Consider the following 22268-nt stretch of genomic DNA (forward strand, 5'->3'; position numbering starts at 1 on the left):
ACAATGGTCCGGACCCGCACCGCACGACGAAAGCGAAACCGCACCATGGATCTCGGCGTCCGCTGGAAACTGCACGGCGACGGACGCACGCCGGCGCCCGGAGCGGTCGTCCGCCCCGACGAACGGCTCTCCTGGCCCCGCACGTTCGGGCTCGGCGCCCAGCACGTGGTGGCGATGTTCGGCGCCTCCTTCGTGGCGCCGGTGCTGATGGGGCTGGACCCCAATCTGGCGATCATGATGTCGGGCGTCGCCACGGTCCTCTTCCTGCTCGCCACGCGGGGGCGGGTCCCGAGCTACCTCGGCTGCTCGCTCTCCTTCGTGGGTGTCGCGGCGGTCATCCGGGCCGACGGCGGTTCGAGCGCCACTGTGACCGGCGCGGTCCTCGTCGTCGGCGCCGTGCTGTTCCTGGTCGGACTCGCCGTACGGCGTTTCGGGGCGCGGATCATCCACGCCACGATGCCGCCGATCGTCACCGGCGCGGTCGTCATGCTGATCGGCTTCAACCTCGCGCCGGTGACGGCCTCGACGTACTGGCCGCAGGACCAGTGGACGGCGTTGCTGGTGATGCTGTTCACCGGTCTGGCGGTGGTCTGTCTGCGCGGCTTCTGGTCCCGGATCGCGATCTTCCTGGGCCTGGTCTTCGGCTATGGCGTCTCCTGGGCCCTCGACCGGATCTTCGGCAAGATCCACTCGGTGGACGCGAGCGGCAAGCTCACGGACCACTGGCGGCTCGACCTCTCCGGCGTCGGCAAGGCCGACTGGGTCGGGCTGCCGGACCTGCACGGACCGTCCTTCCAGTGGTCGGCGATCCTCGTCGCGCTCCCCGTCGTGATCGCCCTGGTCGCCGAGAACGCCGGGCATGTGAAGGCGGTCGGCGAGATGACCGGCGACAACCTGGACGACAAGCTCGGCACTGCCATCGCCGCGGACGGCGCCGCCTCGGTGCTCTCCACGGCGGTGGGCGGCCCGCCCAACACCACGTACTCCGAGAACATCGGCGTGATGGCCGCGACCCGCGTCTACTCCACCGCCGCCTACTGGGCCGCCGCCGGTTTCGCGCTGCTCTTCGGCGTCTGCCCCAAGTTCGGCGCGGTCGTGGCCGCCATCCCCGGCGGCGTACTCGGCGGCATCACCGTCATCCTGTACGGCATGATCGGCCTGCTGGGCGCGCAGATCTGGATCAACGCCGAGGTGGACCTGCGCAATCCGCTCAACCTGGTGCCGGCCGCGGCAGGCATCATCATCGGCGTCGGCAACGTGACGATGGAGTTCACGGACAGCTTCGAGCTGAGCGGCATCGCGCTGGGCACCCTCGTCGTCATCACCGGCTACCACGCGCTGCGAGCGTTCGCCCCGGCCCACCTCAAGACGTCGGAGCCGCTGCTCGACGAGGGGACGTCGACCTACGACGACGGCTCTCAGCGCGCCAAGTCGTAGGCGTACGACGCCGTGAAGGTCCCCGGCCTACCCTTGCAGCCGTCCGACTCCCCCGGCAGCTTCACCCACAGATAGGCGTCGATGCGTGCCTCCCCCGTGGCGAGCGTCGGCGCCCGGCCCAGCTTGCGGCCCGCCGGGTCGCACCACTCGCCGTCGGCCGGGGGGCCGGCGCCGTTGCGGCTGGTGTCGATGACGGCACCCAGGCCGGGCGGGCCACCGAGGGCGTCTAGGACCTGGCGGTCGTAGGCGATCTCGTCGGCGGTGGCATGGAAGTTGGAGACGTTGCTGAAGACCCCGTCGGAGGACGCGGCCGAGGCGGCGCCGGCCTGCTTCAGCCACTGCGCCTGCTTGGCGGGCGCGTTCCAGCCGGAGTGCCCGGCGTCGTAGTAGACGCGCGCCCTGGGGTTGGCCTCCTTGAGGACGCGGCCCGCACGGGCGAGCGAGGCGAAGCGGTCGGCACGCGCCCCGGCGGAGAGGCACTCGGACTGGGCGACGGAGTCGGGCTCCAGGACGACGATGACGTCGCCGGAGCCGAGCCCGGCGGCGAAGCGGTCGATCCACGCGTCGTACGCGTCGAGGCTGGGCGCCCCGCCCTCGGAGTACCCGCCGCAGTCCCGGTCCGGCACGGCGTACGGCACGACCACCGGCACCCGCCCCAGCGCCGACCCGCCCGAGGTGACCGCGCGGACCCGGTCGGTGATGGTGTCCGGCGTGAAGTCGGCGAACCACACGGCGGCCGGCTGGGCGGCGATCCTGGACCGGATGAGGGTGTGGCGCGGGTCGGCGGGGTGGTCGCGGACCCAGTCCAGCACCTGGGAGTCGGGATGGCGGTAGAGGCGGGAGGACACCACGGTCGGCTGCTGTTTCCTCTCGGTCATCGGCGGCGAGGGCGTAGATGTGGTCCGCCGCGGAGTCGGCTTCGGCGAAGCGGACTCCGGCGAGGCGGACTTCGTGGCCGACGGGGAAGCGGACGGCACGACCGGCAGGTACCGCAGGCTCGGCGAACGCGTCACCTCCGGCGGGCGGGCCTCGTCGGCGCCGCCCCTCGTGTCGTCGAACGCGGACAGCAGGCCCGTCGCCGCGCCGACGGCGATCACGACCGAGGCCGCCATGACCATGGCGCCCCGCCGGGCGGCCCTCCTGCGCTCGGCCCTGCGTACGGCCAGCCGCCGGGCACGTGAGCCTGGCACGGTCCTGCTCCCCTCCCCCACAGCGAGCCGGTTCCCCCGTTCTGGGGAAGCGCCGGGCCCGCCGACAACTCCGCCAGCGTAAAGCTGGGACATTGCCCCCATGGCGCAATGCGAACAACTCACCACAACCGTGGACGCGGTCGTCCTCCGTATGCGCGCCCTCGACGCGACCCTGCCCGAACACGACGGCGTCGCCGTCTTCAACCGCGTCTACCTCGCCGTCACCGAGGCGGTCGACCGGCACATCGACGGCGGCCGGTTCCCGGACGCGCGGGCGGCGATCACGCTGGACGTGCGGTTCGCGGAGCGCTATCTCGCGGCGGTGGCGGCCGACGAGGAGCGCCGTCCGCCCGCGTGCTGGCGCCCCCTTTTCCAGATGCGCCGGCATCCGGGCGTACGACCGTTGCAGTTCGCGCTGGCGGGCATCAACGCGCACATCGGCCACGATCTGGCGCTCGCCGTGGTGGACGCCTGTCGTAGCCTCGGCTGCGAACCCGTCGATCTGGAGGACGAGTTCGACCGAGTGGGTGATCTCCTCGTCTCGCTGGAGGAGCGCATCCGCGAAGATCTGATGCCGGGCCCCGATCTGCTCCAGATCGCCGACCCGCTCACCCATCTGCTCGGCTCCTGGAGCCTGGAGCGCGCCCGGGACGCCACCTGGTCGGCGGCGCGGGCGCTGTGGGCGCTGCGCCGACTCCCGGACCTCGCCGAGGAGTTCACCGCGCGGCTGGACGCGGCGGTGGGTTTCGCGGGACGCATGCTGCTCACGCCACTGCCGGACTGAATCGAACCCTCACAGAAGGAGCGCACTCATGACCATCAGACTGGGGCTCAGCCTCCCCCAGGCTCAGCAGTACGACATCGGCCGTGACGTCCCCGACGTCGCGCGCACCGCCGAGCAGATCGGCTACGAGAGCCTCTGGGTCTACGAGCGGGCCCTGTTCCCCGAACCCGCGACCCAGGGCCTGTACGGCGTCGAAGGGCTGGCGTGGCCCGACATGTACCGCGGCGTCCCCGAGCCCCTGGTGACGCTCACCCTCGCGGTGACGGCCACCGAGCGGGCCCGGCTCGGCACCAGCGTCCTGGTGGCCCCGCTGCACAACCCGTTCCAGCTGGCCAAGTCCCTGGCCACACTGGACGCGGCGAGCGGCGGGCGGGTCGTGGCGGGATTCGGCACCGGGTGGTCACTCGACGAGTACGCGGCCGCGGGCATCGCCCCCTTCGAGGAGCGGGGAAAGATCCTGGACGAGGTCATCGACGTGTGCCGCGGGCTGTGGGGACCGGACCCGGTGAGTTACGAGGGCCGCCACTCCAAGATCGCGTCGGCCGTCGTCGCGCCCAAGCCCGCGCGGCCGATCCCGATCCTGGTGCCGACCAACAGCAAGAAGGCGATGACCCGGCTCGTCGACCGCCTCGACGGCTGGATGCCGATCGCCATGGGGGCCGAGCAACTGGCCACGCAGTGGCGGCAGTTGCAGGACCTCGCGGCCGAGCGCGGACGCACCGCGCCGATCGAGACGGTGGTCCGGGTCAACGCGGTGGCCACCGCCAAGGCGTACGACGGCGCCGACCGCTCCCCGTTCCAGGGCAGCGTCGACCAGATCGTCGAGGACCTGGCCGCTCACGTCGTGGAGGGGCTCGACGAGTTCTTCTTCGAGCTCCAGGGCCAGGCTCGGGACGCCCAGGAACTCAAGGACGTCGCCGCGGAGGTGTACGAGAAGGTGCGGGCCGCCGGGCTCTAGTCCTCCGGCAGTTCGACCGGCGCGATCTCGTCGTACACGTCACCCGGCCCGGGGTTGCTCGCGTCGGTCGCCCCGCCGAGGTGGTGCATCACGCCCCAGACCGCGTTCAGCGCGGTCTGGACGGCGCCCTCGGCCCAGCCGGCAGTCCAGGAGATGTCGTCGCCGGCGAGGAAGATGGCCCGCTTGTCCTCGGGCAGCCGGTCCTGCATGAAGTGCGTGAACAGGCGGCGCTGGTAGCGGTAGTGGCCGGGCAGGTTGGCCTTGAACGCGCCCATGAAGTAGGGCTCGTTCTCCCAGGAGACGGTCACCGGGTTGCCGATGATGTGCTTCCTGATGTCGACCTTCGGGTAGATCTCGCCGAGCGACTTCAGCATGACCTCCATCCGCTCGTTCGCGGACAGCGGCAGCCACTTCAGGCTGTCGTCGCACCAGGTGTACGAGAGGCAGATGACGGCGGGCTTGTCCGGGCCGTCGTCCAGGAGGTAGGTGCCGCGGGTCATCCGGTCGGTGAGCGTCATCGACATGACGTCCCGGCCGGTCTCCTCGTCCTTGTCCAGCCAGAACGGCCGGTCGACGGGCACGAACAGCTTCGAGGACTCCATGTAGTGGGTGCGCTCGATCGCGGTCCAGTGGTCGATCGGGAAGAGCGAGTCGTCGCAGGCGATCTTCGACAGCAGCATCCAGGACTGGGCGGTGAAGATCGCCGCCTGGTAGGTACGGATGTCGCCGTTCGCGTCGGTCACGGTGATCCGGTTGCCCGCGGCGCGGTGCAGCCGGGTCACGGCCGGGCGGGGCTCGCCGTTCTCGTGCAGGGACGCCAGCGAGGTGCCGTAGGACCAGTGGACGATCTTCTCCGGCTCACGCTCCCACAGCCGCAGCGGCAGCTGCTGGGAGCCGCCGACGATGCCGCGGTGGTGGTCGTCGGCCTCGGTGTAGACGACGCGCAGGATCTCCAGGATGGAGTTCGGGAAGTCGGTGTCCCAGCCGCCGGTGCCGAACCCGACCTGGCCGAAGATCTCGCGGTGCCGGAAGGACTTGAAGGCCTCCGAGTCGCAGAGGAAGCCGTAGAAGGTCTGGTTGTCGAGCTTCTCGACGAGCTTCGCCCAGATCTCCCGGATGCGCGGCACGTCCCGCTCGCGCATGGCCCGGTTCATGTCGGAGAAGTCGGCGCCTTCTTCGAGGCACTTGTTCCAGGCCTCGGCGACGTCGCGGTAGACCTGCGGGAGATCGTCGATCGTCTCGGCGTAGTGGCTCTCGCCCTTGAGGTCGACGACCGTCGAGGGGGTCGCCTCGGCAAGGGGGTTGGGGAACGGCTCGGTCTTGAGGTCCACCAGGTCGATGTAGTGCTGAAGGGCGGTGGAGGACGGCGGGAAGCGCATCGCGCCCAACTCGGCGGTCAGCCCCTCGGTGCTGGGACCGTCGAAGCCGACCGTGCGCAGTCGGCCGCCGATCTTGTCGGCCTCGTACACCACCGGCTTGAGGCCCATCTTCATCAGCTCGTAGGCGGCGATGACGCCGGACAGGCCGCCGCCGATGACGGCGACCTCGGTGCCGTGCTCGGTCGCGGGTATCTGACCGAGCCCCGCGGGGTGGGCGAGGAAGTCGTCGTAGGCGTACGGGAAGTCCGGGCCGAACATGGTGATCGGCGGCTGCTGCTGCTCGTCGGCGTGCTCGACGGCGTTGGGCACCATGGACGTCATGGGGTACGGACTCCTTGCGGGGGCTGGTGAAGGCTGGGGGTTCAGACGAGCGACCCGTAGAGGCCGGGGCGGCGGTCCGTCAGATACGGGTTGGCCTCGCGGGACGCCGCGACGAAGGCGGGGTCGACGTCGGCGAGGACGAGTTCCTCCTCGCGGCCGGCGCGGGTGCGGGCGACTCCGTCGGGGCCGGCGAGCGTGGAGAGGCCGACGAACTCGAACTCCCCTTCCTGGCCGACCCGGTTGACGTACGCCACGTACATCTGGTTCTCGAAGGCCCGCACAGGGATCATCGACTCGGCGACGAACTGGAACGGGTGCATCTGGGCCGTCGGGACGATCAGCAGGTCGGTGCCGGCGAGGGCGTGGGCCCGGACGTTCTCCGGGAACTCGACGTCGTAGCAGATCAGGATGCCGACCCGGACCCCGTCGAGCTCGGCCTGGACGACCTGCTGCTCGCCGGGCGTGAAGTGGTCGCGCTCGAAGCAGCCGAAGAGGTGGGTCTTGCGGTAGTTCGCGAGGCGCGTGCCGTCGGCGGAGATCAGCTGGGCGGAGTTGTACACGGTCTCGCCGGACCGCTCGGGGTAGCCGTAGGCGACCGCCAGGCCGTGCTGCGTCGCGATCTCGGCGACGGCGTCCGCGCAGTCGCCGTCGGCGGGCTCGGCGAGGCGGGCGATGTCGTCGCCGATCGCGTACCCGGTGAGGAACATCTCCGGCGCCACCAGCAGCCCGGCACCCGCGGCGGCGGCGCGGCCCGCGGCCTCGTCGAGGACCTTGAGGTTCTCGACGGTGGAGCCGGGGCGGCCGGAGCTCTGGAGCAGGGCGGTGCGCATGCGTGTCCTCACCGGGGCGAAGGGTGGTTGTGGGGGCCACCTAGAAGGTACGGGCGGCTGACCAGGCCGGACAAGCGGGAGCCGTTGCGCGCCGGTGAGCGGTTCGTTGCGCGGGTCGGGGGGTGCGCGGCGATTCGTTGCGCGTCCGCAGGCGTAGGTCCGCTCCTCCTCGGGGCGCAGCGCGCGACGGGGTCCCCGCCGGGCGGCGGAGGCGGGGTCCCGCCCTCGGTGCGATGTGTGGCGGGCGCGGCGCCGGGAGAGTGGTGAACGTCCACTTGACCTGCGGAAAGGACCGCTATGAACCGCCGTACGAAGATCGTCGTGCTCGGCTCCGCACTGCTGCTCACCGCCGGGGCGGCCTCCGTCGCCACCGCGTCCGACGACGCACCGCGCCAGCGTGAGGCCGCCGCGCTCACCGGCACCGCCAAGCTGTACCGCTCGGCAGGCGACGACATCACGTTCTCGTTCGACGCGCATCTGGCGGCGAAGGACACCGCCGACCCGACGAAGGCCACCGGCACCTTCGAGTTCAGCCACTATCTGAACGGCGAGGGCGCGCGGGCGAAGGCGAAGGTCGACTGCCTGCTGACCGGCGGGAAGGTCGCCGTGGTCTCCGGGGTGATCACCGACTCCGACCTGCCGGGCGCCGAGGGCAAGCGGGTCGGTGTCACCGTCCACGACGCCGGCCGCCACGACCGTCTCGGCTACAGCTGGGCCTCCACGGGCAACCCCGCCGAGACGAAGGGGCTGCCCAAGTGTGTGAGCTCCGCCCCCTTCGAGAAGGTGAAGAAGGGGACGGGCGACTTCACGGTCGTGCCCTGGCGGCCCGACTTCTAGCCGACGCCGATACCGACGCCGACCCCAGCGCCAGCGCGGTCACCAGGTAGGGGATCGCCAGCACCGCGAAGACCGTGCTGTGTGCCGCGTCGGCGCCGAGCAGGACGTATGCGCCGAAGGTGGCGACCGTGGCCAGCTCGGTGCCCAGGCTCGCCACCGAGGTGAGTGTGGCCCGGCGGGACTCGTCGATGCGGTGCTGGAGCCGCACGTCGGCCAGGATCTCGGCCAGCTGGAACCCGGCGAAGGCGAGGCTCACCAGTGCGATGCCGGTCAGTGAGCGGGCCGCGGCGCCGACGGCCAGGGCGAGCGCCGCGCCCGCGAGCAGTGCGGCGAGTCCCTTGGGGCCGAGGCGTTCGGCCGGTCCGGTCAGGAAGCTGCCGAGGGTGACGCCCGCCCAGATCAGCATGATCAGGTAGGGCACGGTCGCCTCGGCGAAGCCGATCTCCCGGATCAGCAGCGGGGTGTACTCGTCGAGCGCCCCCCATACGGCGGCGACGGCGGGGATCAGCAGTAGCGCGCCCCGCACCGAACGGTCCCTGCGGACCTCGGCCAGTCCGGTCCGCAGGGTCGTCGCCCAGCTGTCACCGCCGGTCTCCGGCCGCACCCGGTGCTCCGGGAACCGGGTCGCCGTGACGGCGGTCAGCACACAGGCCACGAAGCTCGCGGCACCCACGGCCGGGTAGCCACCCCGGGCGAAGACGGGTCCGGCGAGGCCGATGGAGGCGACGGCGCCCAGCAGCCGCGCGGCCCGGGACCGGCCCATCACCCGGGCGTACCGGTCTGCGGCGCCGAGGTGGTCCAGTTCGTCGTAGACCAGCGCCTCCAGCGCACCGGAGCCGAGCGCTCCGCCGGCGCCCCACAGGACGAACCCGGCCGCGAAGGCCCAGTAGGACGGGACGGCCACCCACAGCGCGAAGCCGGCGGCGGTGAGCAGTGGGCCGATCCACAGCAGCCGGCGCCGCGAGACGGCGTCGGCCCAGGCACCGGAGGGCACCTCCAGCACCACCGCTGTGATCGACCACAGGGCGAACAGGGAGGAGATCTGCCAGAGCGACAGGCCGGTGTCGGCGAACAGCAGCGCGTACACCGGGTAGAGCAGGACGAAGTCGTCCAGGAACGAGTAGCCGTACAGCGTGGTCGTCAGCCGCCGTACCCCGACGGCGGGCACACGCGCAGGTGAGAGTGTCATGAGGCCTTCCCGAAGGGACTGTTCGGACGCCGGGAGTAGGGCGGCCGAGGCGGCCCTCGGGAGGCACGGCTGGTGGATCAATGTCGCCAGGTCATGACACCGATGGTAGGCGGGTCCGGCCCATCCGTGCAGGGCCTTTGTGGTCTCACCTGTGCAGGGCGAAGGTGGTGACGACGGCGGCGTGGTCGGACGGCCAGTCGTTGTCCTCGACGTCCGGCCAGGGGCGCGGCCGCCCGCAGACGTACGTCTCGGAGGCGAGCACCCGCAGCCCTCGGTGCAGGACGAAGTCGATCCGGTCCTGGGGCTCGGGGCGCCCGCTGCCGTCCTCGCGCACGGGGTGGATCGGGGACCAGGTGTGGCCGCGGTGGGTGGCCGGGTCCGGGTGGGCCTCGCGGTAGGAGTCGCGCAGCCCGGCCTCCTCGGCGGCCTTCGTCACCGGCCACTCGGCGTCGGGCCGGTCCAGGTGGGAGGGGCTGTTGAAGTCGCCGACGAGGACGACGGGCACGGCCGACTCCTCGACCTCGCGCAGGGCGTCCCGCATCTGGGCGAGCCGTACGCCTTCGTGGGCGGTCGGGTCGCCGTCCGTCACGTAGGGGCCGTAGGACCGGTAGTCGAGGTGGACCGTCCAGATCTCGATCTCCCGGTCCCCCACGGCGATCCGGGCTCCGGCCGCGCCGTAGAAGCCGACGTCCGGGTCGCCGAGCCGGGCCGTGATCGGGTACCGGCTGATGATCCCGAGGTTCTCCCCCGCCCGGTGGTGGTACCAGCCGAGCGCGTCGGCGAGTTCCTCGGCCGCGCTGCCGTACGTCTCCTGCAAGCCCACCACGTCCACCCCTGTCTCGGCGATGGCCTTGAGCTGCTTGGCCCGGTGGTCGTGGACCTTGGTGCCGCCGAACCAGAGGTTCCAGCTCATGACGCGGAGCTCGTGCGGCAGCAGGGCGCGCAGCCGGTCCGGGGTGACGTCGGTCAGACCGGACACGACGGTCCGGCCGGGCGCGGCTTCGATCGGGGCGAGCGAGGGCACCGCGAGCACCGTGCAGCCGGCCGCCTCGGCGGAGCTGACGCCGGTCTGGGTGTCCTCGACCGCGACGCAGGCCGTCGGGTCGACGCCGAGGGCGTGGCAGGCGGCGAGGTAGGGGTCGGGGGCGGGCTTGGTGCGGTCGGTGTCGTCGGCGGTGACGGAGACCGCGAAGCGGCTCGCGCCGAGGGCTGCGAGGACGGTGTCGGCGACGGCCCGGGGCGACGCCGTGACCAGGGCCGTGGGGACGCCGTCGCGGGCCAGGGCGTCGAGCAGGGCCAGCGCGCCGGGGCGCGGGACGATGCCGGCGCGGACCCGGTCGGCGAACTCGCGGTGCAGCACGTCGGCGAGGTCGGCGGCCGGGGTGCCGGTGGCGGCGGCCAGCCAGTCGGCGGTGTGCTCGACGGGCCGGCCGAGCACCTCCGGCTCGTCCGCCTCGGTCAGCGCCCGGCCGGCCACCTGCTCCACCGCCTCCCACCACAGTCGCTCGGTGTCGACGAGCGTGCCGTCCATGTCGAACAGAACGGCTTGGAGCGGGAGTCGAGTCACGGTTGCGGTCTCTTTCGTGCGTGGGGGGATCAGTGGAGGAACAGGTCGTACGGGGTCAGCGGCCGCGTTCGGCCACCAGCACCGGTCGCTCCGGCAGCGACACGCTCACCGCGGACCCGGCGCCGAGCGCGGCGCCCTCGTGTGCGGGCAGGTCGGCCTTGATCTCGGTGCCGTCGGCAAGCCGTACGGTCACCCGGGTGGTGGCGCCGAGGAACGCGGTGGCGAGCACCCGGGCGTCGGAGGCGTCGTCGGCGCGCACGGTGACCGCCTCCGGCCGTACCAGCACGTCGACCTCGGCCACCGACGGTACGTCGCCGTCGACGGGCAGCCGCCGGCCCAGTACCTCGACACCGCCGTCGACGAGCCTGCCCGGGATCCGGCTCATCGTGCCGACGAACTCGGCGACGAAGGCGGTGGCGGGTCGGCCGTACAACTCGGCGGGCGCGGCGCACTGTTCGAGCCGCCCGGACCGCATCACGGCGACCCGGTCGGCCATCGACAGGGCCTCCTCCTGGTCGTGGGTGACGAAGAGCGTGGTGATGCCGAGTTCCTGCTGGAGCCGGCGGATCTCCTCGCGGAGCGTCAGGCGCACCTTGGCGTCGAGCGCGGACAGCGGCTCGTCGAGTAGCAGGACGCGCGGGCGCAGGGCGAGGGCGCGGGCCAGGGCGATGCGCTGCTGCTGGCCGCCGGAGAGCTGGTGCGGGAAACGCTCGCCCTTGTCGGCGAGGCCGACCAGCTCCAGCAACTCGGCGGCGCGGGAACGCCGTTCGGCGGTGCGCACCTTGCGCATGCGCAGCCCGAACGCCACGTTGTCGAGGGCGCTCAGATGCGGGAAGAGGCTGTACGACTGGAAGACCATCCCGGCGTCGCGGCGGTGCGCGGGGATGCCGGTGACGTCCTGGCCGTCGACCAGCACCTGGCCGGAGTCGGGGTGTTCGAACCCGGCGAGCATGCGCAGGGCGGTGGTCTTGCCGCAGCCGGACGGACCGAGCAGGGCGAGGAGTTCGCCGGGCTCGACGGTCAGGTCGAGTCCGTCGAGGGCGACGGTGGGTCCGAACTCCCGGCGCAGGCCGCGGAATTCGACGGTGGCGGCCTTGATCGCCGTGTCTTCGGCGGTCTTCTCAAGCACGGTCATGGTGGTTCATCCCCGGGAGGTAGGACGGGTACGGCCGCCGAAGCCGGCGAGCACGAGGAGCAGCACCCAGGTCACGAGCAGGCTGAGCACGGACACGGCGACGGACAGCTGGGCCTGTGAGCCGCTGACGTTCACGATCCACACGGCGAAGGGCTGGAAGCCCAGCAGCTGCGCGACGGTGAACTCGCCGAGTACCAGGGCGAGGGTGAGGAAGGAGGCGTTGAGCAGGGCTCCGCGCAGGTTCGGCAGGACGGCCTGGAGCAGCGCCTGCGGCCAGCCGGCGCCGCAGCTGCGGGCGGCCTCCACGAGGGTGGGTACGTCGATGGCGCGCAGCCCGGCGTCCAGGGCCCGGTACACGAAGGGCAGCGCCATCACGACGTACGCCAGGACCAGCACGAACGGGAAGTCCGGGTTCTGGATCGCGACGAACGTCTGGAACAGCGGTGTACGGGACAGATGCTCCGGCCCCCACTTCAGCACCGTCCCGATCCCGGCGACGAACGCGATCGGCGGCACGACCAGCGGCAGCGAGCAGACGATCTCGACGACCGGCCGCAGCCGGGGCGCGCCGAGCCGCAGCGCGACCATGGCGGGCACCATCAGCAGCAGGACGACGACGATGGTCGCGGCGGCCAGTTCCAGCGAGAGCAGCAGGCTGGAGACGAAGCCCTCGGTGGAGAAGATCCGGGTGTAGGCGTCGAGGGTGAGGCCCTGCCCCGGCACGTCGACGGTGAAGACGACCGACGCGGCGAGCGGCACCAGGAAGTACAGGCCGGCGAGGCCGAGCACGCCCCACCGCCACAGGTTCAGGCGAGCCATCGCGCGCTCCGTCGTTGCAGGGGCAGATACACGGCCATCACCAGGCCGGCGACCAGGACCATGTCGAGGCTGAGGGCGAGCGCCACGTTCTCCTGGCCGACCAGGACGTTGCCCGAGAGCGCGTCGGCGATCTGGAGGGTGACCAGCGGGATGGAGCTGCCCACCATGGCGGCGGCGGTGGCGTACGCGGCGAAGGCGCTGCCGAAGAGCAGGACGAATCCGCCGAGCAGCGTGGGCAGGAGCACCGGGAGGGCCACGTGCCGCCAGTACTGCACGCTCGTGGCGCCGTTGTTCTGCGCGGCCTCGCGCCACTGGGAGCGCAGGCCGTCCAGCGCCGGGGTGATGGTGAGCACCATCAGCGGGATCAGGAAGTACAGGTAGACGAGGACCAGTCCCCAGAAGCTGTACAGGTCCCAGCCCTTGTCGGTCAGGCCCAGGTGCCGGGTCAGCACACCGGCGTTGCCGAGCGTGGCGACGAAGGCGAAGGCCAGCGGGACGCCGCCGAAGTTGGCGAGGACCCCGGACGCGGTGAGCACGGCCTCGCGCAGGGCGCGGAAGCGGGAGGTCACCACGGCCTGGGCGAGCGGCAGCCCGAGCAGGGTGCCGAGGGCGGCGGACACGGCGGACAGCTTGACGCTGCCGAGCAGGGCCGTGAGGTAGGCGCCCTGGAGCGAGTTCGTCAGGTTGTCGGCGCTGTACGAGGTCGCCCCCGTGGCCGGGTCCTTGACGGTGAAGGCGCCGTCCAGCATGGCCAGGGCGGGCAGCCCGAAGGCGAGCGCGGTGAAGACGAGCAGCGGGACGACGGCGAGCGAGCCGCCGAGGGCACGGCGCCGCCGCTTGCGCGGAGCGGCGGTCGCCGTGTCGACCCCGGTGAGGGTGGTCGTCATCCGGAGACGGCCTTCGCCCAGCCCTGTCCGAGCACCGTCTTGGCCTTGTTCTGCTGTTCCTCGGTCGGGAAGGACGGCGTCCCGGAGACCTCGGGCAGCTTGGCCGCGGCCGTCTTGTCGAGGGTGCCGGCCTTCTCCATCGCGACCATCAGCGCCGGACGCGCGAAGCCCTTGAGCCACAGGTTCTGGCCCTCGGCGCTGTAGAGGTACTCCTGCCACAGGCGGGCGGCCGCGGGATGCGGGGCGTCCTTGTTGATGGCCTGGGAGTAGTACTGGGCGTAGTTGCCGTCGGAGGGGATGGCCACCTGCCAGTCGACGCCCTTGGACTTGAACTCCTCGGCGTACCCGGCGTTCAGGTAGTCCCAGTCGATGCTGATCGGCGTCTCGCCCTTCTCGACGGTGGCCGGCGTCGACTCGACGGGCGTGTAGTTGCCGTTCTTCTTCAGCTTGCCGAAGAAGTCGAGGCCGGGCTGGATGTCGTCGAAGGAGCCGCCGTTCGCGAGCGCCGCCGCGTAGACGCCGCCGAAGGCCGAGCCGGACTTGGTGGGGTTGCCGTTGAGGGCGACCTGGCCCTTGTACTGCGGCTTCAGCAGGTCGGCGAAGGTCTTCGGGCACTCCTTGACGCGCCCCGCGTCGCAGCCGATCGAGATGTAGCCGCCGTAGTCGTTGAACCAGCGGGCCTGCGCGTCCTTCTGGCCCTCGGGGATGTCGGCGAACGCCTCGACCTTGTACGGGGCGAGGAGCCCCTGCTGGGCGGCGCTGATCGCGAAGGAGCTGCCGAGGTCCAGCACGTCGGGGGCGCGGTCCTGCCCCTTGCGCGAGGTCACGGCGTTGATCTCGTCCTGGCTGGAGCCGTCGGGGTTCTCGACCTCGATCTTGATGCCGTACTTCTTCTGGAAGCCGTCGATGAGGGCGCCGTAGTTGGCCCAGTCGCGAGGAAGCGCGATGGCGTGCAGCGTGCCCTCCTTCTTGGCCGCCTCGACCAGCTTGTCCAGGCCGCCGAACTCCTCGGCGGAGGTGGCGGCGGCGGCGCTCTTGCCGTCGGCGGTGGTGGACGCGTTGTCGGGGGCGGCACCGCACGCGCTCAGGGCGAGCGCGGCGAGGACGGCGAGGGCGCCGCTCAGGGCGGCGTTTCTCGGCAGGGACACGGACACGGTTGCTCCAGGGGACGCGCGAGGGTGGAGGAGGCCCACGGGGCCAACTTGTCTGAACAAGTTGGCCTCAGTACGCCCGGCCTCGGTGTCTCGAAAGTGAACGAGGATGAAACCCTGACCCCAGAATTCGTGCACAATCCCGGCTGACACGGATCACCATCGGATCTCGTTTACCCTGGTCACGCTGTGCACAGCAACCGGCTCAGAGGGGAAGCATGGCGGCACGACACGAGGAGATCGCCGACGAACTGCGTCGGGCGATCGACCGCGAGGAGTACACGGTCGGCAGTCTGCTGCCCGCCGAGACCGACCTCGCGGCCCACTACGGCGTCTCCCGCGGCACGGTCCGCCAGGCCGTCGCCGCCCTGACCGCCGAGGGCCTCATCGGCTCCCGCCAGGGCGCCCGCCGCGTGGTGCTGGCCAGCCGCCGCAGCCAGAGCTTCGCCGAACTGCGCAGCTTCGCCCAGTGGGCGCACGCGATGGGCCGCGAGGCGACCGGCCATGTCGTCACGCAGGAGTACCGCCCGGCGACGAAGGAGGACGCGGTGCGCCTCCAACTGAGCCCCGGCACCGAGGTGTTGCACGTCCTGCGGGTGCGCGGCCTGGACGGCGAGCCGGTGCTGCTGGAACGCACGGTGTACGCGGACTGGATCTCCCCGGCGGTCGAGGCCATAGAGCCCGACTGCGCCTCCGTCACCCAACGCCTGTACGACGACACGGGGTTGGTCTTCGCCTACGGCGAGCACGTCATCGACGCGGTGTCAGCGGGCGCCCAGGACGCGGAGTTGCTCGGGATCCGCCGGACCAGTCCGCTCCTGCGGGTGCGGCGCGTGACGACCACGCGCGAGGGGCGCCCCGTGGAGTGGTCGGACGACCGCTACCGCTCCGACGCGGTGAGCTTCAGCGTCCACAACTCGATCGACAACAACGCGCTGGCACGGAAGACGGCGGACTGACGCCCGCCGCCGCGCGGGTCGGCCTGCCGGAAAAGGCACCTTCAGGGGCGCGGGGAACTGCGCGAGCAGCCCCCCAGCCGACGAGCTACGTGGGCGACCCGGACGAGAACCGCCGCAACAACGGGGACAGCACCAGCACGGACTTGGTCCGCTCCACGAACGGCTCCCCGGCGATCCGCTCGAGAACCCGCTCGAAGTGCCGCATGTCAGAGGCGAAGACCTGCACCACCGCATCCGCGTCCCCGGTGACGGTGGAGGCCGCCACGACCTCCTGATACCGCTCCAACCCCCGCCGGATCGTGTCCGGCGAGGTGTTGTGGCGGCAGTAGATCTCGACGAACCCCTCGGTCTCCCACCCGAGGGCCGACGGATCCACCCGTACGGTGAACCCGGTGATCGCCCCGGTCGCCCGCAGCCGGTCCACGCGCCGCTTCACGGCGGGCGCGGACAGGCCGACGAGCTGCCCGATGTCCGCGTAGGAGCGGCGGGCGTCCTCGGCGAGGGCGTGCACGATGCGTTCGTCGAGATCGTTCAGCACTGCGGGGTGTTCACTTCACTTCTGGCGTTGCGAGAGCTTCGTCCGTCGCAAGACGGGAACGGCGATAGCCGTACAGGAAGTAGAACACGAGACCGGCGGCCATCCAGCACCCGAAGACCACCCAGGTGACGGTGTCGAGGCTGAACATGTTGTACGCGCAGAACAGGAAGCCCAGCACCGGCAGCACCGGCCCGAACGGCACCCTGAACGTGCGCTCGAGCTCCGGCCGCTTCACGCGCAGCACGATCACCGCGATGTTGACCAGCGCGAAGGCGAACAGCGTGCCGATGCTGGTGGCGTCGACGAGCTTGCCCAGCGGGATGAGGGCGGCGAGGGCACCGCAGAACAGGGACACGAGGACCGTGTTCAGGCGCGGGGTGCCGGTCTTCCGGTCGACCTTGCCGAGCGCCTTGGGCACCAGCCCGTCTCGGGACATCGCGAAGAGGATGCGGGTCTGGCCGTAGAGCACGGTGAGGACCACGCTCGCGATGGAGATGACCGCGCCGAGGGCGAGCAGCGTGCCGTAGAAGCTCTGGCCGCTGACGTCGTTCATGATCGCGGCGAGGGACGCCTCGGAGCCCTCGAACTTGGTCCAGTTCCAGGCGCCGACGGCGACACCCGCGACCAGGACGTACAGCGCGGTCACGATGATCAGCGACAGCATGATCGCCCGCGGCAGGTCCCGCTTGGGGTCCTTGGCCTCCTCACCGGCGGTGGAGGCGGCGTCGAAGCCGATGTAGGAGAAGAACAGCGTGGCACCCGCGGCGCTCACGCCGGCCATGCCGAGCGGCATGAAGTCCTCGTAATTGCCCGACTTGAAGCCCATGAAGCCGACCGCGCAGAACAGCACCAGCGCGGCGATCTTCACGGCGACCATGATCGTGTTGGCGCGGGCGGACTCCCGGACGCCACCGAGCAGGAACACCATCGCCAGCAGGACGACGATCAGCGCGGGCAGGTTGATGATCCCGCCCTCGCCGGGCGCCGAGGACAGCACCGACGGGATGGTGACGCCTATGGTCCCGTCGAGCAGCTCGTTGAGGTACTCGCCCCACCCGACCGCGACCGCGGCCACCGACACGCCGTACTCCAGCACCAGACACCAGCCGCACACCCAGGCGACCAGCTCGCCCATCGTTGCGTACGCATACGAGTACGAGGAGCCCGCGACCGGGATGCTGCCCGCCAGCTCGGCGTACGACAGGGCCGAGAAGAGCGCCGTGAGACCGGCGATCACGAACGCGAGGGTGACGGCCGGACCGGCCTCCGGGACGGCGTCGCCGAGGACGACGAAGATGCCGGTGCCGAGGGTGGCACCGATGCTGATCATGGTGAGCTGCCACAGGCCGAGGGAGCGCCGCAGGGACCCTCCCTCACCCTGCCCACCCTCCGCGACCAGGTGTTCCACGGGCTTGCGGCGCAGCAGGCGCGCGCCGACCCCCTGGGAGGAGGGGGCGGCTGTCTGGCCTGGGGCTTGCGGGGGTGCGCCTTGGTCGAGCACGCGCTGGCTCCTTATCGCTGCCGGTCAGGGCGGCAGGGACCGGCGGCACCCCTTCGGACAGGGACCCACCGAGCGGGGTCCCTGCCACGCCACGTACGAGGCGACAGCCTACGAGGAACGGCGTTGCTGGTGAAATGCAGCAACCTTGCGTGTACGTGCAAGATCATTGCGTACGTCGGGCCCGGGTGGGTGTTCATTGCGCGGCGGTGTTCGACCGTTGCGATCGGCCCTTCAGCACAGGTCCTTGATCAGGAACGTGCACGCGTCGACGCAGTCACGCAGGCGCCCCTGATCGTCCTCGTAGGTCCAGCGGTCGTAGTAGTCGGTCAACGGCTCGTACCCCAGCCGCGTGTACAGGTCGGCCGCACGTGGATTGTCCTTCGCGACACCGAGGCCGACGACCGTGATGCCTCGCTCCCGGACCAGTTCCTCGGCGGCGAGCACGAGAGCCGTGCCGATGCCCCGTGAGCGGAGCTCCTGCGGCCGGACACCCAGCCCGTTGATCTCCGGGCACCCGGGCCGCGCGTCCCGCACTTCGCGGGCGTCGCAGCCGATCCAGCGCACCTCGGCGTGCCCCACGGGCCGTTCATCCAGCCAGGCGACGAGGTACGTGCTCTCACCGCGCTCCTGACGGGCGAACCGGCGCGCATGGAAGGACAGGGCACCCGACGAGCCGATGTGACGGTCGAGCAGCGCCACGTCGTCGGGTCCGCAGACGGCGATCTCCATGTCGCCGACAGTACGTCCGACGGCATGGGTACGGCCCCCGGATTTCCCGTCGGTCGGGACAACGGGGGCCGTGGGCACAGCAGTTGTCGTCAGCTCCAGCTGGCGTGCAGCGGCTTGCCCTCCGCGTAGCCCGCGGCGCTCTGGATGCCGACGACCGCCTTCTCGGCGAACTCCTCCAGGGAGCCGGCACCCGCGTAGGTGCAGGACGACCGCACGCCCGCGATGATCGAGTCGATCAGGTCCTCGACGCCGGGGCGAGTCGGGTCGAGGAACATGCGGGAGGTGGAGATGCCCTCCTCGAACAGCGCCTTGCGGGCGCGGTCGTACGACGACTCGTCGGACGTGCGGTTGGCCACGGCCCGCGCCGACGCCATCCCGAAGGACTCCTTGTAGGCACGCCCCTGGGCGTCGTGGTGAAGGTCGCCCGGCGACTCGTACGTGCCCGCGAACCAGGACCCGACCATCACGTTGGACGCACCGGCGGCCAGCGCCATGGCGACGTCACGCGGGTGCCGGACGCCACCGTCGGCCCACACGTGCTTGCCGTACTTCTTCGCCTCGGCGGCGCACTCCAGGACCGCGGAGAACTGCGGCCGGCCCACGCCGGTCATCATGCGGGTCGTGCACATGGCGCCGGGACCGACACCGACCTTGATGATGTCCGCGCCGGCCTCGATCAGATCCCGCACGCCCTCGGCGGCCACGATGTTCCCGGCCACGATCGGCACCTGGGGGTCGAGCGCCCGCACGGTCCGGATCGCGGTGATCATCGACTCCTGGTGGCCGTGCGCCGTGTCGATGACGAGCGTGTCGACGCCCGCGTCGAGCAGTTGCTTGGCCTTGCCGGCGACGTCGCCGTTGATGCCTACGGCGGCCGCTATGCGCAGCTTGCCGTCGGCGTCGACGGCCGGCGTGTACAGCGTGGCGCGCAGGGCGCCCTTGCGGGTCAGGATGCCCGCGAGACGGCCCTCGGAGTCGACGGCCGGGGCGTAGCGCCGGTTGTGGCCGTCGAGGGTGTTGAAGGCCTCGCGCGGGTCGATGTCGGCGTCGAGGAGCAGCAGGTCGCGGGACATGACCACTTCGAGCTGGGTGAAGCGGTCCACGCCGGAGAGGTCCGCGTCCGTGACCACGCCGACCGGCTTGTGGTTCTCGTCGACGACCACACCGGCGTTGTGCGCGCGCTTGGGCAGCAGGGCCAGCGCGTCGGCGACGGTCTGGTGCGGAGCCAGCACGATCGGCGTGTCGAGGACGTGGTGCCGGCTCTTCACCCAGGTGACGACCTCGGTGACGACGTCGATCGGGATGTCCTGCGGAATGACCACCAGGCCGCCGCGCCGGGCCATCGTCTCGGCCATACGGCGGCCGGCGATGGCGGTCATGTTGGCGACGACCAGCGGGATGGTGGTGCCCGTGCCGTCCGGGGAGCTGAGGTCCACCCCCTGCCGCGAGCCGACCGCGCTGCGGCTCGGGACCATGAAGACGTCGTCGTACGTCAGGTCGTAGGCGGGCTGGATGTCATTGAGGAAACGCACGTGCTGCACATCCCAGTCGATCAGAGGTGGCCCCCGGACAGGTCAGCCAGGGGGAAGAGCACGTACTTCATTGTCCCATGCTGACCGGAATGCGCTGTACGGTCACATCGTCCAAGCAGGTCAGGGGCCGTCTAGGAGGATCCTCCAAGGGCCAGCAGCACGGAGAGCGCCGGCGTCCGGTCCGTCACCTCGGTGAAGAGCTCCTCGGCGATCCGCCACTCGTCGGGCCGCGCCTCGGCATAGGGCTGCCAGTTCCGTACGACGATCCGCAGACCCTGCTCCGCGGCGCCCTGCGGCCACACGGCACGGTCGGAGAGGGAGTCGGCCAGCGCGTCCCAGTTGCGCCCGAACCAGTCGGGCAGCCGCAGATCGCGGGCGCAGCGGTCCATCAGGCCCGCCTTGTCCGTGACTCCGTCGAGGTCCAGCGTGACGACGAACTCCGTCATCCCAGCACCGCCCAGGTCGTCGTGATCGGCCATGAACGAAGGGGACGACCCTGGGCCGTCCCCTTCTGAATCTTCGTCAGTTCCCGTCCGGATCGGCCCTGTTGAGGGTGTTCTTCGGCGTCGGCCCGGCCGTCATCAGATAGTCCGCCGCCGATGTGTCCGTCACCAGGGACGTGACGAGCCCGGACCGCAGCACCGCGTCGATCGCGGCCGCCTTGCGCTGTCCGCCCGCGATGGCGACGACCTCGGGGATACGGCGGAGCTGGTCGGCCTTGACCGTGATGCACCGCTCCTGGAGGTCCCGCCCCACGCGGCGCCCCTCGACGTCGAAGAGGTGCGCGGACATCTCGGCGGCGACGCCGAGCGAGGCGTAGTGCGCCCGCTCCTCGTCGCTGAGCATGTCGTGCACCGTCGAGATGCCCGGCTCCCAGGAGCCGATGGAGACACAGGCGACCGTGACCTTGTCGAAGTACTCGAAGGCCCGGGCGATTCCGGTCTGGTGGCGCAGTGCCGCCGCGGTGGCCACGTCCGGCAGCAGCATCGGCGCGTAGATGGGGTGCGCGTCGCCGCCGGAGACCTGCGCGGCGCGGCGGACGGCCTCGACCGAGCCGCGCTCGGCGGTCCCGGCGTCGTACACGCCCGTCAGCTGCACCACCGTGCAGGGCGGCAGCCGGTCCAGGGCGGCCGCCATGTGGATCGTGGACCGGCCCCAGGCCAGGCCCAGCACATCACCCTCGTTCACGAGCTCGCCGAGCAGGTCGGCGGCCACTTCTCCCAGGTTCTCCGGGTCGGGCGACTCCTCGGCCTCGACCGGGGCCTCGACCACGACGGCGTGCCGGAGGCCGTACCGGGCGCGCAGCGCGTCGGAGCGCTCGGCGTCCAGCTCGGCCGGCACACGGATCTCGATGCGCACCAGATCCCGTTCGAGAGCGGTCTCCAGGACCCGGGCCACCTTGAAGCGGCTGACGCCGAACTCCTCCGCGATCTGGATCTTGGACTTGCCCTCGAGGTAGAAGCGGCGGGCCATGGCCGCCGCCTGCACCAGCTCAGCGGGTCCCATCCGCATGGCTGACCGGCCCGCCGACATACCCGACACGGCGATCTCCTCACTGCTGTTCACACTCTGGATTCGCCGTTCATCCTTGCAGATCCGGCGCTCTTGATCCGCCCTGATGGCGGCCGTTCACGTTCCCTTGGCTCAGTGGTCGCATGCCCAGGCCGCGGACTTGGTCACGCCGTCGGCCTGAGCGCGCAACCTACGCACCGCCTCGGCCGGATCGTCCGCGCCGTACACCGCCGAACCGGCGACGAAGACGTCCGCGCCCGCCTCCGCGCACCGCTCGATGGTCGTGGCCGACACACCGCCGTCGACCTGGAGCCACAGGTCGAGGCCGTGCTTGCTGATCAACTCGCGGGTCCGGCGAATCTTAGGAAGCATGATGTCGAGAAACGCCTGACCACCGAAGCCCGGCTCGACCGTCATGATCAGCAGCATGTCGAGTTCCGGCAGCAGATCCTCGTACGGCTCGATGGGTGTCGCGGGCTTGAGTGCCATGGAGGCACGAGCGCCCTTGGCCCTGATCTCCCGAGCCAGCCGCACCGGGGCGGCGGCCGCCTCGACATGGAAGGTGACGGAGGAGGCCCCCGCTTCCACGTACTGGGGCGCCCACCGATCGGGGGCCTCGATCATCAGATGGCAGTCCAGCGGAGTGTCCGTCGCACGGGCCAGAGACTCTACGACCGGCACGCCGAGGGTGAGGTTCGGGACGAAATGGTTGTCCATGACGTCGACATGGAGCCAGTCGGCTCCCTCCACCGCCTTGGCCTCGTCCGCGAGGCGGGCGAAGTCGGCGGACAGGATGCTGGGGTTGATCTGCGCGGCCATGACCCAAGCCTGCCATGTCCGGGCACGAATGTTCGCCCCGGTCCAGACCTGAGCCGTTCATCGGATGTTGTGTCCGCGCACAGCGTGCCATGCTGGGCGGCCCATCGGATCGTCGTACGGCACGGCCCTTTCGTAGGTCCACCGTGGTCCGCCGGCAGGGCGGGCCCTGCGAGGGCGTCGCGGCACCCGCATGA

General features: G+C 71.0%; 21 protein-coding genes. 5 read left to right on the forward strand and 16 right to left on the reverse strand.

The features are described 5' to 3' along the window. The first annotated feature begins 45 nt into the window (after positions 1-45). Positions 46-1437, forward strand: a complete 1392-nt coding sequence (locus ACIQWG_RS27375) for a uracil-xanthine permease family protein (RefSeq protein WP_404100514.1) — start codon at positions 46-48, stop codon at positions 1435-1437. Here the strand turns inward: ACIQWG_RS27375 and ACIQWG_RS27380 are convergent. Beyond that, a complete protein-coding gene (locus tag ACIQWG_RS27380) occupies positions 1419-2555 on the reverse strand; it encodes a glycoside hydrolase family 6 protein (protein WP_404101139.1) in 1137 nt (378 codons plus the stop codon). The two genes, ACIQWG_RS27375 and ACIQWG_RS27380, sit on opposite strands and share 19 nt — an antisense overlap. Before the next feature lie 172 nt (positions 2556-2727). Here ACIQWG_RS27380 and ACIQWG_RS27385 point away from each other — a divergent pair, with 172 nt between their 5' ends. Beyond that, positions 2728-3411, forward strand: a complete 684-nt coding sequence (locus ACIQWG_RS27385; protein ID WP_404100516.1) for a DUF5995 family protein — start codon at positions 2728-2730, stop codon at positions 3409-3411. A 28-nt stretch (positions 3412-3439) separates the two neighbouring features. Continuing rightward, positions 3440-4369 (forward strand): LLM class F420-dependent oxidoreductase, encoded by a 930-nt coding sequence (locus ACIQWG_RS27390; RefSeq protein ID WP_404100518.1) that lies wholly within the window; start codon positions 3440-3442, stop codon positions 4367-4369. Here the strand turns inward: ACIQWG_RS27390 and ACIQWG_RS27395 are convergent. Together ACIQWG_RS27395 and ACIQWG_RS27400 are read right to left on the reverse strand one after the other, a co-directional pair. Then, positions 4366-6069, reverse strand: a complete 1704-nt coding sequence (locus ACIQWG_RS27395) for a flavin monoamine oxidase family protein (protein ID WP_404100520.1) — start codon at positions 6067-6069, stop codon at positions 4366-4368. The two genes, ACIQWG_RS27390 and ACIQWG_RS27395, sit on opposite strands and share 4 nt — an antisense overlap. A 41-nt stretch (positions 6070-6110) precedes the next feature. Beyond that, positions 6111-6899 (reverse strand): carbon-nitrogen hydrolase family protein, encoded by a 789-nt coding sequence (locus ACIQWG_RS27400; protein WP_404100522.1) that lies wholly within the window; start codon positions 6897-6899, stop codon positions 6111-6113. 297 nt (positions 6900-7196) lie between these two features. On the opposite strand from ACIQWG_RS27400, the gene ACIQWG_RS27405 reads away from it, so the two are divergent. Beyond that, entirely contained in the window at positions 7197-7736 is a 540-nt protein-coding gene (locus tag ACIQWG_RS27405) for a Repetin (protein ID WP_404100524.1), read from the forward strand. On the opposite strand, the gene ACIQWG_RS27410 is transcribed toward ACIQWG_RS27405, so the two are convergent. The 6 genes from ACIQWG_RS27410 to ACIQWG_RS27435 all read right to left on the reverse strand — a co-directional run bounded on the left by ACIQWG_RS27410 (position 7705) and on the right by ACIQWG_RS27435 (position 14487). Further along, positions 7705-8925, reverse strand: a complete 1221-nt coding sequence (locus ACIQWG_RS27410; protein WP_404100526.1) for an MFS transporter — start codon at positions 8923-8925, stop codon at positions 7705-7707. The two genes, ACIQWG_RS27405 and ACIQWG_RS27410, sit on opposite strands and share 32 nt — an antisense overlap. 145 nt (positions 8926-9070) lie before the next feature. Beyond that, the gene (locus ACIQWG_RS27415) at positions 9071-10492 is read right to left on the reverse strand and encodes an HAD-IA family hydrolase (RefSeq protein WP_404100528.1); all 1422 of its coding nucleotides are present in this window, start codon (positions 10490-10492) and stop codon (positions 9071-9073) included. Positions 10493-10547: 55 nt separating this feature from the next. Then, a complete protein-coding gene (locus tag ACIQWG_RS27420; protein ID WP_404100530.1) occupies positions 10548-11627 on the reverse strand; it encodes an ABC transporter ATP-binding protein in 1080 nt (359 codons plus the stop codon). Positions 11628-11633: 6 nt separating this feature from the next. Continuing rightward, positions 11634-12446, reverse strand: coding sequence for an ABC transporter permease (locus tag ACIQWG_RS27425; protein WP_404100532.1), 813 nt, complete (start codon positions 12444-12446; stop codon positions 11634-11636). Further along, a complete protein-coding gene (locus ACIQWG_RS27430; protein WP_404100534.1) occupies positions 12434-13333 on the reverse strand; it encodes an ABC transporter permease in 900 nt (299 codons plus the stop codon). Before ACIQWG_RS27430 ends, ACIQWG_RS27425 begins: the two co-directional genes overlap by 13 nt. Further along, complete coding sequence (locus ACIQWG_RS27435; protein WP_404100536.1) at positions 13330-14487, reverse strand: ABC transporter substrate-binding protein; 1158 nt, start codon at positions 14485-14487, stop codon at positions 13330-13332. Before ACIQWG_RS27435 ends, ACIQWG_RS27430 begins: the two co-directional genes overlap by 4 nt. Before the next feature lie 215 nt (positions 14488-14702). Between ACIQWG_RS27435 and ACIQWG_RS27440 the strand changes: the two genes are divergently transcribed. Continuing rightward, positions 14703-15443: a GntR family transcriptional regulator gene (locus tag ACIQWG_RS27440; protein ID WP_404100538.1), complete on the forward strand. Its 741-nt coding sequence runs from the start codon at positions 14703-14705 to the stop codon at positions 15441-15443. 85 nt (positions 15444-15528) lie between these two features. On the opposite strand, the gene ACIQWG_RS27445 is transcribed toward ACIQWG_RS27440, so the two are convergent. From ACIQWG_RS27445 to rpe, 7 genes are all read right to left on the reverse strand, one after another. Next, positions 15529-15981 carry an Lrp/AsnC family transcriptional regulator gene (locus ACIQWG_RS27445; protein WP_048581051.1) on the reverse strand — a complete coding sequence of 151 codons (453 nt, stop codon included), beginning with the start codon at positions 15979-15981 and terminating at the stop codon, positions 15529-15531. Positions 15982-15991: 10 nt separating this feature from the next. Next, a complete protein-coding gene (locus tag ACIQWG_RS27450) occupies positions 15992-17482 on the reverse strand; it encodes an amino acid permease (protein WP_404100543.1) in 1491 nt (496 codons plus the stop codon). A gap of 231 nt (positions 17483-17713) precedes the next feature. Continuing rightward, positions 17714-18211, reverse strand: coding sequence for a GNAT family N-acetyltransferase (locus ACIQWG_RS27455; RefSeq protein ID WP_404100545.1), 498 nt, complete (start codon positions 18209-18211; stop codon positions 17714-17716). Positions 18212-18300: 89 nt separating this feature from the next. After that, on the reverse strand, positions 18301-19743 hold the full coding sequence (locus ACIQWG_RS27460) for a GuaB1 family IMP dehydrogenase-related protein (protein ID WP_404100547.1): 1443 nt from the start codon (positions 19741-19743) through the stop codon (positions 18301-18303). Between the two features lie 131 nt (positions 19744-19874). Then, positions 19875-20189, reverse strand: a complete 315-nt coding sequence (locus ACIQWG_RS27465; RefSeq protein WP_404101140.1) for a barstar family protein — start codon at positions 20187-20189, stop codon at positions 19875-19877. Between the two features lie 76 nt (positions 20190-20265). After that, complete coding sequence (locus ACIQWG_RS27470) at positions 20266-21309, reverse strand: sugar-binding transcriptional regulator (protein WP_404100549.1); 1044 nt, start codon at positions 21307-21309, stop codon at positions 20266-20268. Positions 21310-21387: 78 nt separating this feature from the next. Then, on the reverse strand, positions 21388-22074 hold the full coding sequence (gene rpe, locus ACIQWG_RS27475) for a ribulose-phosphate 3-epimerase (RefSeq protein ID WP_404100551.1): 687 nt from the start codon (positions 22072-22074) through the stop codon (positions 21388-21390). Positions 22075-22268: the final 194 nt, after the last annotated feature.

The organism is Streptomyces sp. NPDC098781, assembly GCF_044759995.1.
In the GTDB taxonomy this organism is placed as follows: domain Bacteria; phylum Actinomycetota; class Actinomycetes; order Streptomycetales; family Streptomycetaceae; genus Streptomyces.